Origin of the sequence: Rhizobium sp. Leaf384 (assembly GCF_001424065.1) — a bacterium.
Classification (GTDB): domain Bacteria; phylum Pseudomonadota; class Alphaproteobacteria; order Rhizobiales; family Rhizobiaceae; genus Ferranicluibacter.
In genome coordinates this window covers 358,161-370,671 of sequence record NZ_LMQE01000001.1, presented here as the reverse complement: position 1 = coordinate 370,671, position 12,511 = coordinate 358,161, and the positions used below count along the sequence as shown (strand labels likewise).

10 protein-coding genes are annotated in these 12,511 nt (G+C 66.2%); 3 read left to right on the top strand and 7 right to left on the bottom strand.

The window, feature by feature from the left end:
* Positions 1-93: 93 nt before the first annotated feature.
* Both ASG25_RS01800 and ASG25_RS01795 read right to left on the bottom strand, forming a co-directional pair.
* Positions 94-1,374 (bottom strand): glycosyltransferase family 4 protein, encoded by a 1,281-nt coding sequence (locus tag ASG25_RS01800; protein WP_244479293.1) that lies wholly within the window; start codon positions 1,372-1,374, stop codon positions 94-96.
* A 4-nt stretch (positions 1,375-1,378) separates the two neighbouring features.
* Positions 1,379-1,954 carry a polysaccharide biosynthesis/export family protein gene (locus tag ASG25_RS01795; RefSeq protein ID WP_062468476.1) on the bottom strand — a complete coding sequence of 192 codons (576 nt, stop codon included), beginning with the start codon at positions 1,952-1,954 and terminating at the stop codon, positions 1,379-1,381.
* Between the two features lie 198 nt (positions 1,955-2,152).
* Here ASG25_RS01795 and ASG25_RS01790 point away from each other — a divergent pair, with 198 nt between their 5' ends.
* A complete protein-coding gene (locus tag ASG25_RS01790) occupies positions 2,153-4,396 on the top strand; it encodes a Wzz/FepE/Etk N-terminal domain-containing protein (RefSeq protein ID WP_062468474.1) in 2,244 nt (747 codons plus the stop codon).
* Positions 4,397-4,414: 18 nt separating this feature from the next.
* Here the strand turns inward: ASG25_RS01790 and ASG25_RS01785 are convergent, their stop codons facing one another.
* The 3 genes from ASG25_RS01785 to ASG25_RS01775 form a co-directional block, all read right to left on the bottom strand.
* Entirely contained in the window at positions 4,415-5,698 is a 1,284-nt protein-coding gene (locus ASG25_RS01785; protein WP_082479810.1) for a GNAT family N-acetyltransferase, read from the bottom strand.
* A 144-nt stretch (positions 5,699-5,842) separates the two neighbouring features.
* On the bottom strand, positions 5,843-6,586 hold the full coding sequence (locus tag ASG25_RS01780; RefSeq protein ID WP_062468471.1) for a metallophosphoesterase family protein: 744 nt from the start codon (positions 6,584-6,586) through the stop codon (positions 5,843-5,845).
* Positions 6,587-6,623: 37 nt separating this feature from the next.
* The gene (locus ASG25_RS01775; RefSeq protein ID WP_062471894.1) at positions 6,624-6,833 is read right to left on the bottom strand and encodes a DUF2842 domain-containing protein; all 210 of its coding nucleotides are present in this window, start codon (positions 6,831-6,833) and stop codon (positions 6,624-6,626) included.
* Positions 6,834-7,089: 256 nt separating this feature from the next.
* Between ASG25_RS01775 and ASG25_RS01770 the strand changes: the two genes are divergently transcribed.
* The gene (locus tag ASG25_RS01770) at positions 7,090-8,184 is read left to right on the top strand and encodes a COX15/CtaA family protein (protein WP_244479336.1); all 1,095 of its coding nucleotides are present in this window, start codon (positions 7,090-7,092) and stop codon (positions 8,182-8,184) included.
* Between the two features lie 93 nt (positions 8,185-8,277).
* Here the strand turns inward: ASG25_RS01770 and argC are convergent, their stop codons facing one another.
* Together argC and speB are read right to left on the bottom strand one after the other, a co-directional pair.
* Complete coding sequence (argC, locus tag ASG25_RS01765) at positions 8,278-9,210, bottom strand: N-acetyl-gamma-glutamyl-phosphate reductase (protein WP_062468467.1); 933 nt, start codon at positions 9,208-9,210, stop codon at positions 8,278-8,280.
* Between the two features lie 103 nt (positions 9,211-9,313).
* A complete protein-coding gene (gene speB, locus ASG25_RS01760; protein ID WP_062468464.1) occupies positions 9,314-10,267 on the bottom strand; it encodes an agmatinase in 954 nt (317 codons plus the stop codon).
* Positions 10,268-10,458: 191 nt separating this feature from the next.
* On the opposite strand from speB, the gene ASG25_RS01755 reads away from it, so the two are divergent.
* The gene (locus ASG25_RS01755; protein ID WP_062468462.1) at positions 10,459-12,450 is read left to right on the top strand and encodes an acyltransferase family protein; all 1,992 of its coding nucleotides are present in this window, start codon (positions 10,459-10,461) and stop codon (positions 12,448-12,450) included.
* The last annotated feature ends 61 nt before the right edge of the window (positions 12,451-12,511 follow it).

Here is a 12,511-nt window from a genome sequence, read left to right as displayed (position 1 = left end):
GGGTTAAGGGCATTCGAGCCGCAAATTCAACGGTCTGTCCGCGTGTCCATGGGCAACTCCGCCAGCGCGGAGCGGGGCGGCGGCGGGCCTGTCTCAGCGTTCCGCGTCCGCAACCAGCCGCCGGTAGAGCCGCATCATCGCGGCGGCCATGGTCGCCGAGGAGAAGGCGGCCTTGAAGCGCTCGGGCTCGGGCATGGTGCGCCGGGCCCAGCCGTCTTCGGTCAGGGCGCGATGCATGATGTTGGCAAGCGACTGTGCATCGTTGGGCTCGGCCAGAGCCGCGCTGTCAGGGCCGAGGATCTCTGGCACGCCGCCGACGCGTGCGGCGATCACCGGCCGCTGGGCAGCCACCGCCTCGAGCACGATATAGGGCATTGATTCGGCCCGCGAGGGCACGACGACGAAACGCGCGCTGGCAAAAGCGGTGCGTGCGGGCATGGCGGGCTGCATGCCGATCCGCTGCCCCAGTCCGCGCTGAAGCTTCATGCGCAGATAGTCTTCCTGCTGCGGCCCGTCGCCGATCATCATGGCGCTCAGCGGCCGGCCGGCCAGTCGCTCCGTGCGGCCGAGCGCATCGATGAAGATGTCCGGACCCTTCATGTCGCGCAGCATGCCGATATAGAGGAAGTCCACCGCATCCGGCGCCGGCTCGACGGGCAGGAATTCGCCGTCCTCGACGCCGTTGTAGATCGTTTCGGCCAGGGGCTGCGGGCGGCCGACCTTTGCCTCGTAGGTGGCGCGTTCGTAATTGCAGACGAAGACCAGCGCGTCCGTCGCATGTTCCTGGAAGCGCTCGAGGGACAGGATGCCCTTGCCCTTCCATGTCCGCCGGTCGAAATGGAGACTGCCGCCGTGCGGGGAATAGAGGCGGGCCACAGGCGATCCGTTGACGCGCAGGATCGTGCCGATGGTGCGGGCGAGCGCTCCGCCCTTGGCGCCGTGGCCATGGAGGATGTCGGGCTGGAGCTGGCGCAGCTCCTTGTAGCTTGTCCACAGCGCCTTGGCGTCCGACGGGCCGATGGACCGGCGGATCGGCAGGCGCACGAGACCGAGCGCGAGATGGGGAAGGATCTCCGCGAACAGCCGTTCCTCGTGGGGCCCGCCGGTCGTGCTGTCGCAGAGGATGCCGACCTGGTGCCCTTCGGCCGCATGCGCCGCGGCGAGATCGCGCACATGCCGGAAGATGCCGCCGACCGGCGAACGGAAACAGTGGATGATCCGCAGCGGCCGCTCCCCTGTCCGGGGCTGCGCGGGGAGGGGCGCCTGCGGCACGGATACGGTCCGGTGGGTGTCCGCCTGGAGCGGGTCGCTCCCGCCGCGATCCGGCTGCATGGGCTCTGTCTGCGTATGATCGGGCTGCACGGGATGGGACATGGTCTCAGAACAGCCGTTCGCGGACATAGACTGTGTCACCCGCCATGATCGGATCGGAAATCGAGACGCGCCCGGTGACGATGCGTCCGTTGATCTTGCGCGTCACGTCCACCGTCTTCTGGTTGGCCCGCTGCGAGAAACCGCCGGCCACGGCGATGGCGTTCTGCACCGTCATGCCCGGCACATAGGAATACTGTCCCGACTGCCCGACCTCGCCCATGATGAACACCGAGCGATAGCGATCGACCTCGATCGTCACGTCGGGATCGCGCAGATAGCCGGCGCGCAGCTTCTGGGCGATCATGGTCTCCATCTCGCTCAGCGTATGGCCGCGCGAGGGCACCGAGCCGATGAGGGGGAAGGCCACGTAGCCGGCCTGGTCGACGGTGTAGGAGCCGGTGAGGCCGGCCTGTTCGAACACGCTGATGCGCAGCCGGTCGCCGCTGTCCAGCCGGTAGGGCTGGATCGTGGCTTCGCTGAACGCCCGGGGCGCAGGTTCGTAACTGCTGCAGCCGGCGATCGTCACCGACAGCAGGGCGATACCCAAGGCCAGACCTGACTTGCATCGTGCGACGGTCATGCGATTCTCGTGTTTCAGGTGAACGTGACGCTGTTATCGATCTGTTAGGGTTAACAGCCGGTAAAGACCCGCTCTCAACCTGACGTTTCCGAATGCTCTAAAGTATCGTCCGGCCAGGTTGTGACCGGTATCGTTAACGCTCGGGTTACCATCTTTGTTTACCGTGCCCGCCAACAGGACTCGGGTACAGGTGCGTGGATGTCAGGCTTCAGCGGCAGTCAACAGGACGTGGATATCGACCTCGGCGGTCTGTTCGGGGCGATCTGGCGTCGCCGGACGCGGGTGCTCCTGACCACGGTGGCCGTGGCGGCGCTCGCCTTTACCGGGGCGCACATGATTTCGCCGCGCTACGACAGCGAGGCGCGGCTGCTGATCGAGCCGCGCGAGCCGGAATTCAGCTCGACGACGCTCCAGCCGTCCGCTTCCAGCGCCACATCCTTTGACGAGCCGGGGATTTCGAGCGAAGTGCAGCTGCTGCGCTCAGTCGACCTCATCAAGCAGGTGGCGCGCAACATGCGGCTGCACGAGTTCAAGGAGTTCGATCCGACGGCCGATCCCTCCGCCGTTTCCGACATCCTCGTCATGCTCGGCCTCAAGCGCAATCCGCTCGACATGCCGCCCGAGGAACGCGTGCTGAAGGAATTCCAGGAGAAGCTGCAGGTCTACCAGGTCGAGAAGTCGCGGGTCATCGGCATCCAGTTTACCTCCAAGGATCGCGCGCTCGCCGCCGCCATTCCCAACGAGATCGCCAAGATCTACCTCTCGCTCAAGGCCGGGGCGAAGCTCGACAGCAACACCGAGGCCAGCCGCTGGCTGGAGCCCGAGATCGCCAACCTTCGCGAAAAGGTGCGTGCGGCCGAGGCGAAGATCGCCGAGTATCGCGCCACCTCCGACCTTCTGCCCTCCGGCGATACCGGCACCTTCGCCACCCGCCAGCTGACCGACATCTCGACCGAGCTCGCCCGCGTTCGCGGCGAGCGGGCAAATGCGGAGGCGCGGGCGGAGAATGTCCGGTCCGCCCTGTCCAGCGGACGCGGTGCCGAAACGCTGAACGAGGTCGTGGGCTCCGCCATGATCCAGCGGCTGAAGGAGTCGGAATCGCAGATCCAGAACCAGATCGCCGACCTGTCGACGACCCTGCTCGACGGGCATCCGCGCATCAAGGCGCTGCGCTCGCAGCTGACGGGCATCCGCGCGCAGATCCGCGAGGAGACGCAGAAGATCCTGGCAAGCCTCGAAAACGAGGCCAAGGTCGGCGAGCTTCGCGAGCGCCAGCTGACGCAGCAGATGAACACGCTGAAGGCGTCCTCCGCCAAGGCCGGCGAGGACGAGGTCGGCCTGCGCGCCCTGGAGCGCGAAGCCGCCGCCCAACGCCAGCTTTTGGAAACCTATCTGTCACGCTACCGCGAGGCGAGCTCGCGCACCGGGGCGAGCGCCGCGCCGGCCGATGCGCGCGTGATCTCGAGCGCCGTCGAGCCGACGGAGGCGAGTTTCCCCAAGATCCTGCCGATCACCATCGTCGCCGCCATGGCCGCGTTCCTGCTCAGCTGCATCGTGATCCTGTTGCAGGAGCTCTTCAGCGGCCGCGCCCTCAGGCCCGTCGGCGCGCCCGGTGCTCTCCCGCGCGCGGCGTCTCCGCAGCTGCCGCCGACACCCCCAACGCCTGCACCCTCGACGCCGACACCCCGGCGCGGCTGGTCCTTCCGGCCAGACGCCAAGCCGCACGAGAGCGTACGCGAGACGGCCCGCCCTGCGGCCGCCGCCAATATTGCCGTCGCCTCCGCTGTGACGGAAACGACCGGACACGACGACGAGACCGATGTGCCGCTCGACGGCTTCTTCGTGGAGAACGTTGCGGCTGCGCTGATCGTCGATCGCGTGCCGCTCGCCTTCGTCGTCTCGCCGACCGGCGACGCCGGCTCCGTGCAGACGGTTGCGCTCGCCCGGATGGTCTCGGAGGAGGGGCGGCGCGTGGTGCTGATCGATCTCACGGCTTCCGGCTGCCCGACCGGCCTGATGGCACCGTCGGCCGACCTGCCGGGCATCACCGATCTCCTTGTCGAGGATATCGCGTTCGGCGATGCCCTTCATGCCGATCATGGCTCGGATGCGCATGTCGTTCCGCGTGGTACGGCAGATCCGGCGATTGCCATGCAGGCGATCGACCGCCTCCAGGCGATCGTCGCGGCGCTGACCGACGCCTACGATCTCGTTCTCGTCGAATGTGCGGATGCGGATGCCGCTGCGGTTTCGCGCCTGGCGCCGGCCGGCGACGTCGAGATCATCTTCTCGGTGCCTGCGGTTTCGGCCGAGGATCTGGTCGAGATCATCACGGAATTTGCCGAGGCCGGCTACGACCGCATCCAGATCATGGATGCAAGCCTTTCGGGCCTTCCTCCTGCCGGTGACACCGTGCCGGAACCGGACCGCCGCGCCGCCTGAGCCGACCGGCTCCTCGCATCAATCCGCGTCGGTTGCCGTCGGCTCCGGCGCGGCCTTGCCCTGATGCTTCTGGCGCAGCCGCTGCACGAGGCCATAGACCTGGCGGTTCGATTTGATGGCGCGCTTGATCCGGACGAGAACCCGGTGGACGCCCGCCGCGATCCGACCGCGCAGCGTCAGCGGCACGACGATGTCGTAGAGCGGCGTCTCGATCGTGCACCAGGACCGCTTGTAGAGCTGGTCGCCGATCCCGAAATCGAACAGGGCGACACCGTCGCCGCAGGCACGCTCGATGATCCTGTGAAACAGAAGCTCGCCCGGGCTCGCATCCGCTGCCAGCGTTTCGTCGATCGATCCGAACTGGCAGATCATATGGTCGCCCTTGCGCGACACGCCCGCGACCGCGACGATCCGGCTGTCGGCCTCGCCGCGCAGGCGCAGCGCATGCAGGGCGAGCGGATGGTTTTCGGCCGCGCCGGGACACGAGACCGCGGCGCGCAGGAAAGCCTGCGTGGCCGGATCCCGGAAGACGTTGGGCAGGCCCAGCGCCTCGAAACGCACCGCCTTCTGGATTAGGAACACGTCGAGGATCGCGCGCTGCTCCTCCGGGCTCTCGCCGACGATGTAGTCGTAGCCGCCATAGGTCTCCATCCGCCGTTCGGAGAGGCGGAACTTCTTGCGCCGCCGTTTTGCGTTGATCTGCGCGAGCGTTGCGGAAAAATCGGGAAAGAGCGGCAGCTGGTAGGAGGCGTTCTGGTGCCGGATCAAGGGCAGCGACGCGAGCGGATGAACCGCGCCGCGCCATTCGCGCGGCATCTTGTCCAGCGTGACGATATCGGCGACGTGGGCAAGCTTGACGGTCAGGCCGGCCAGGACGCCGGCGGCCAGCTGCTCGCGCGACAGGCCGCCGAGATCGTCGGCAAAGAGGCCCGTATTGATATTGTTGTGCGGCGACGCGATGAAGCGTGCCGTGCGGAACAGACCGTTGCGGACGAGTTCGAGCGGCAGGATGACGATCGTCCGGTCGCCGAGCCGACCCCGCACGAGGAGCGGACGCTCGACATGGGTCGACAGCCAGCTGGCGCACCAGTCGAAGCTCTGGTGCATCGAGGCGGCATTCGACGCCTCCAGCAGGCGCCAGTCCTTTTCCAGGGCCGACATCGACACGTGCACGGACAAGACGAGATCCGGCGGGCCGGCAACGGTCGGCATCAGGTCGGCCGGAGCGCTGCCGCGCTTGGCCGATCCGTGTGGTCCGGCGCGCGGCGCGTCGAGAGAAAGGGCGGTGATCTGGGCATTCATCGCGAATGAGCCCTCCGTCTGAAACACGTTGCCGGCATCTAGCCTGTAAAGCCGCTGATGTTGACTTAAGGCTGCGTAAATCCGCCGTGCGGCGGCGCGATATTCCAAGATGCGGTTACCATGCGGTTAACGCGTCCCGCGCCGTTACATCCATCCCGTGGCCAGCGCCCGCGCCCAATCCGGGCGACCGTTCGCTGCTGCACGCGCGGCCGCGGCGAGATGGTCGTAGGCCAGGAGCCGGAAGGCAACATCGAAGGTGCCGTCCGCCGCCCGATCGACGACCGCATAGGACGCACGCGGCGTTCCGGTCTCCACCCGGTGCGCGACCGGTTGGTCGTCGGCATAGGCGGGGCAACCGACGCTGCCGGGGTTGAGAATCATGCGTCCATCCGACAGCGTGACGAGGCGCGGGATATGCGTGTGGCCACACAGGAGGAGGGGCAGCGCGATGCCGGCAGCAAATCTTTCGATGCGCGCCGCACCGGCCCGGTGGACGATGCTGTCGGGCGAGACGTCCTCCAGCCAGTAGGTAAGGTCGGAGTCCGGCGTGCCGTGACAGAGGAAAAGGCCGTGCTCGGGCACCCGTCGTGTCGGTTCGAGGCTTTCAAGCCATGCGAAGTGATGGTCCGAGAGGGCCGCATGGGTGAAGCGGTCGGTTGCGATCATGGCGTCGGGCGCGGCCGTCAGCAGGGCGCGATCATGGTTGCCGCGGATCGAGAGAAGGTCGCGTGCCATCAGAAGCTCGGCCGTGCGCGCCGGATCGATCGGGCCGCTGAGGGCGTCGCCGAGATGGACGATCCGGCGGATGCCCTGCGCGTCGATGTCGGCCAACACGGCCTCGAGTGCGGCGGCATTGCCGTGGATGTCTGCGATGACGGCGATCTTCATCGGCGTGATCCCTCTGCCGCGGCCAGACCGGATCGTGTCACCGCTTGCCGGGTTTTTCCATCCACTTGATGATGAGCATCGCCGGAAGCACCCAGAGAAGACCGCTGAAGAAGAAGTAGAGGAGATGGACCCACCACGGGGACGCGCCGAGCCGGACTTCGGCGACGACGGTGGCGATGATGGCGTAGGAAATGACGAGCACGAGGAGGAGGATCGTCCCGATCAGTTTGCGAAGGCGTACCGGCATTGTCTCAAACGTCTCCATTCGCTGCGATTTTCAGGCCTGGGTGCAGCGATGCACTTGGCGCTGCACAGGGCGCTGCACATGGCGCTGCACTGTGTCGCGCCCACCGGCCGCGACGGCATGCCGCAAAGGCCCTCCTTGTCATGCCTGCCCGAGTGATGCAAATCAACGCTGGACCCGCGGACATTTCCTGATCCTTGTCCCCGGCGACCGCCAGCAGGGCGAACGGAGCAGCGCGATGACCAGTGCCAACCCCATGATGACGCAGACGACGACCCCGGAGAAACCGAGGCTTGAGATCGACAGCGCCCGGCGTCATCGCCGGCAGATCCGTCTCTGGCTCGGCTTCGTCGTCTTCGCGCTGTTTGCGCTGGTGCTCGTGGGTGGCGCCACGCGCCTGACCGAATCGGGGCTTTCCATCACCGAATGGAAGCCGATCCACGGTGTCGTTCCGCCCTTGTCGGAGGCTGAGTGGGAGGAAGAGTTCTCGCTCTACAAGCAGATTCCGCAATATCAGCAGATGAACAGCGACATGACGATGGAGGGCTTCAAGACCATCTTCTGGTGGGAATGGGCACACAGGGCGCTGGCCCGGTCGATCGGCGTGATCTTCGCGCTGCCACTCGCCTTCTTCTGGCTGACGGGGCGAATCGAGCGGCGGCTGAAGCTGCCGCTTCTGGGCATTCTGGCGCTCGGCGGCTTCCAGGGTTTCGTCGGCTGGTGGATGGTCTCCTCGGGCCTCGTCAACCGGACGGATGTCAGCCAGTACCGGCTGGCGACCCATCTCATCATCGCCTGCCTGATTTTCTCGGCCTGTCTCTGGATCCTGCGCGGTCTGACGCCGCACCGGGGAGACGCCCCGCCGACGCGCTATTCCTATGTGGTCGCCGGCGCGATCGCGCTGATGGCGCTCGTACAGATCTATCTCGGCGCGCTGGTCGCAGGGCTCGATGCCGGCCTCAGCTACAACACCTGGCCGCTGATGGACGGTGCCCTGATCCCAAGCGATCTCTTCATCCAGAGCCCGGCCTGGCGAAACCTGTTCGAGAATCCGAAGACCGTCCAGTTCGTGCATCGCTGCGGCGCCTATGTCCTGCTGGCGCTCGTTCTCGGGCACATGATCGCCAACCTGCGTCTTGCACCACGCTCGAGCCATGCCCGACGGGCCGTCGTTCTCGCGGGCCTGGTGCTCTTGCAGGCCTCGATCGGCATCATGACGCTGTTGCTGCAGGTTCCGATCGGCTGGGGCGTGGCGCATCAGGGCGGCGCGCTCGTCGTGCTCGGCTTTGCCATTGCCCATTTTCGCGGCTTCTTCGGGGAATATCCGCTGGAAGCGCAGACCGTGCACGGCTGACCGACGCCGCGGCAGCCGATCCTCATCGCCCCGGCGCCGCAAGGGAGGCGGGGCGATGCGTCATCTCGTCAAGACGTCGCCGGAGAGCGATGCTCAGGCCGACAGCATCAGGTCCATGTTCTGGACGGCGGCGCCGGAGGCGCCCTTGCCGAGATTGTCGAGCAGGGCCACGAGGTTGACGTGCTCGCCGCCGGGCGTTCCGAAGACGAAGAGCTTCATGCGGTCCGTACCCGCCAGTTCCACAGCATCCACACGCGCCAGCGCGGCGCTGACCTCCAGCGGCACGACCTCGACCACGTCCTGGCCGGCATAATGCGCGAAAAGCGCGCCGTGGATGCTTTCGAGCGTCGCGCCGTTGCCGACCTCCTCGAGGAACAGCGGCACCTGCACGATCATTCCCTGCGGGAACTTGCCGACCGACGGGGAAAACAGCGGCGTGCGTCCGAGCATGCCGTGAATCTTCATCTCGGCAACATGCTTGTGCTTGAGCGGCAGGCCGTAGAGGAAGCCCGGCGAGGTGATCGGATCCGGATTTTGAGGATCCTCGATCTGGGCGATCATCTGCTTGCCGCCGCCGGTATAGCCGGAGATGGCGTTGACGCTCACCGGATAGGCCTCCGGCAGGATGCCGGCCTGGCGCAGCGGCCGCACGAGGCCGATGGCGCCCGTGGGATAGCAGCCGGGATTGGCGACGAAGCGCGATCCGCGGATCTTCTCGGCCTGGGCGGCATCCATCTCCGCGAAGCCATAGGCCCAGTCCGGCGCGACGCGATAGGCGGTCGAGGTGTCGATGATGCGCACGGCGTCGTTGCCGGACAGCATGGCCACGGCCTGACGCGAGGCATCGTCGGGCAGGCAGAGAATGGCGATGTCGGCGCTGTTCAGCAGGTCCTCGCGCATGGCGGCATTGCGCCGCTCGGCCTCCGGGATCGACAGGAGCTCGACATCCGTGCGGTCGGCCATGCGGGCGCGGATCTGCAATCCCGTGGTGCCGTGCTCGCCATCGATGAAGATCTTAGCCGTCATGTCTTTGTCCCGTCGGTTCAAGAGGTTGGGGCGTGTGCCGGACTCAGTCTCTCACGCCGTTGATTCTGTTTGATAACAGTGTGGCGGCCCTTGCCGGCAATGTTCAGCGGCCGGCGGCCAGCCGCTCCGCACGCAGGCCGAGCATATACATGGCGACGGTGGATGCAGCAATGGCGGTGATGTCGGCGTGATCATAGGCCGGTGCGACCTCGACCACGTCGGAACCGCGAATGTCGAGCGGGGCCAGCCGGCGAAGCACGGACAGAAGTTTGGCGCTGGAGAATCCGCCTGAAACGGGCGTGCCCGTGCCCGGCGCAAAGGCCGGGTCGAGGCAGTCGATATCGACGGTGAGATAGACGGGCGCCCCGCCGGCCTGCGCGACGATCTCGGCGGCGATGGCCGAGGCGGTCATGTCCTCGACCGCATCGCCCGGGAGGATACGGATGCCGAAATCGTCCGGCGCATGGGTGCGGATGCCGACCTGGATGGAGCGTGCGACATCGATCAGCCCTTCGCGCACGGCCCGACCGACGAAGGAGCCATGGTCGATCCTGCCTTCCGCGTCGGGCCAGGTGTCCTGATGCGCATCGAACTGGACGAGGGCGAGCGGCCCGTGCCGCGCGGCGTGCGCCCGCAGCAGCGGCAGGGTGATGAAATGGTCGCCGCCGAGCGTCAGCAGGTAGGGCACCGATTTGATGATCCGCGCCGCCTCCCGGGCGATCGTGGCGGGCGTCTTTGCGTGGTGGCCGTAATCGAGCAGGCAGTCGCCCGTATCGATCACCGCCATCTCGGCGAAGAGGTCGCGCTGGAACGGGTGTTGCGGATCGTTGTCGAAGATGGCCGATGCCCGCCGAATGGCCTGCGGCCCGAAGCGGGCGCCCGGCCGGTTCGATGTCGCCGCATCGAAGGGCACGCCCCAGACGGCGACGTCCGCTCCGGTCAGGCGCTTGGTATATCTGCGCCGCATGAAGGACAGGATGCCGGCATGTGTCGGATCCGACGCGGCACTCTTCAGGGACGGGGCCGTGATCGCGTGATCGATGGTCTTGGATGCCATGAGAACTCCGCAGGACGTTTGCGCCGGAACCTGCTGGAATTCCGCAGCGCCCGCAAGACACTTTCCTCCCGTTGGAGAGGCTGCGCACCGAAACGCCGGGCTTGGGCACCGAGGCGGGCCGATCGGCTTGTCAAAGATGAATGACTAAATTAGGAGATGCCGTGTTATCGCAGGGGTTTGGATGAGACGGCATGCTTCATAGACGCGAGATCGACGGCCTTCGCGCCATGGCTGTCACCGCCGTGGTTCTCGACCATGCGGGCCTGCCGTATCTGCCGGGAGGCTTCCTCGGGGTGGATATCTTCTTCGTCATCAGCGGCTATCTCATTACCGGCATCATCGTCCGGGACATCGATGCCGGCCGGTTCTCGATGCGGGCGTTTTACGAGCGGCGCGCGAGGCGCATTCTGCCGGCACTGCTCGTCATGTTGCTGGCCACGATTCCCTTTGCCTGGATCTGGCTGCTGCCGCTCGACTTCAAGGACTATGCGCAATCCCTGCTGGCGAGCCTGTTCTCCTATGCAAACATTCACTTCGCAACAAAGGCAGGCTACTTCGCGCCGGATGCGCATCGTGTGCCCCTGCTTCACACCTGGAGCCTGGCCGTCGAGGAGCAGTTCTATCTGCTGTTTCCGGTATTCGTCCTCCTGGTCGCCCGCAAGGGGAGAGGCCGCCTCGTCCCCGCGATGGCCGGGCTTTGTTTCCTCAGCTTCATGGTCTGTCTGATCGGAGTCCGGGCTTTCCCGACGGTCAATTTCTATTGTCTGACCAGTCGCGCCTGGGAGCTTCTGGCGGGCGGCCTGTTCTCCTTCACAGGATGTTCCCGGTCGCGTCGCGTCAACGAGGCGGCGTCTCTTGCGGGTTTCGCGCTCATTGCCCTCTCGATCCTCGTTCCGACGTCGCAGCAGGACTGGCCATCGTTTCTGACGCTCGGTCCCGTCCTCGGGACCGGCCTTCTGCTTGTCTTCGGGGTCGAGCGGACCATCATGGGGCGCCTCCTGTCATGGCCGCCCTTCGTCGGGCTCGGGCGCGTCAGCTACAGTCTCTATCTCTGGCATCAGCCGATCTTCGCCTTCGCACGCATTCGCAGCATGGGGGAGCCGACGCTTCCGGTCATGATCGCCCTGTCCCTTGCGGCCGTCGCCGTATCCATTCTGTCGTGGCGGTATGTCGAGCAGCCGGTTCGGCAACACATCGGCCCTTGGCGGATCGGTTCGAAAACGCCGCGCCTTCTCGGCGGCGCCGCAGCCGCGCTGATCGTGTCCACCGGCGTTGCAGGAAATGTGACCAAGGGCCTGCCCTGGCGCTTGCCGTCAGCCGTCACCGCGATGGTCCGCGCCAGCGCGTGGAACAAGGCGTGCCTGTATACGGCCGAAGCCGATCTTCCCGTCTTCCCGCTGAAGGACTGTCTTCACAACCCGGGCCATCCCGTCACCTATGCCATCTGGGGCGATTCCATCTCCGCATCCGTGTCGGAAGTTTTGGCCGCCGAACTGGACAGGCGCGGGACGAGCCTGCAGCAGCTCACCCATGGTTACTGCGCGCCGCTTCCCGGGGTGTCGGTTCCGTCCGTTGCCAAAAGCGCGCATTGCAGCCCGTTTAACGAAAGCGCGCTCGCGCAGATCCTCGCGTCTCCCGAGATCACCACCGTGGTGATGGCGGCGTCATGGATCGTGTTCCTGTCCTATCCCGAATACCAGATCGACGGGGTGACCCAGTCCGCCGGCGATGAGGTTCCGCCCGAAATCCGGCAGCGCCTCCGGGACACGATCGCGACGATCGAAGCGTCGGGCCGTCGTGTGGTGCTCGTCTATCCCCATCCTAAACCGGCTGTGAACGTCATCGGCACCGTCACGCAGCAGATGTTGGCCGGCGTGGCGCGACCGGAGGTGACGATGGCCTATGCCGACTTTGTCCAGAACAGCGCGCGGAGCCGCGCCGTGCTCGACGCTGTGGCCAGTCCTCGGACGATCAAGGTGTTTCCGGAGGCGGTGTTTTGCGCGCGTTCGCAGGGCGGCACATGTGCTCTGACATCGGCCGGATTGCCTTATCTGGCCGACACCCTGCATTTTACCGCGTCCGGTGCCCGGCTTGTGGTGGCCGCGATCTTGGACAAGCTTCCGACCGTGCCGGTGCTGCCGACGGGACCCGTCGCCGACGCCGCCGGCCATCCCGCGCGGTAGGCACCATGGCGGGAGGCTCGGACATCACGGCGGCTCTCAGGCCGGCCCACATCCCCAAACG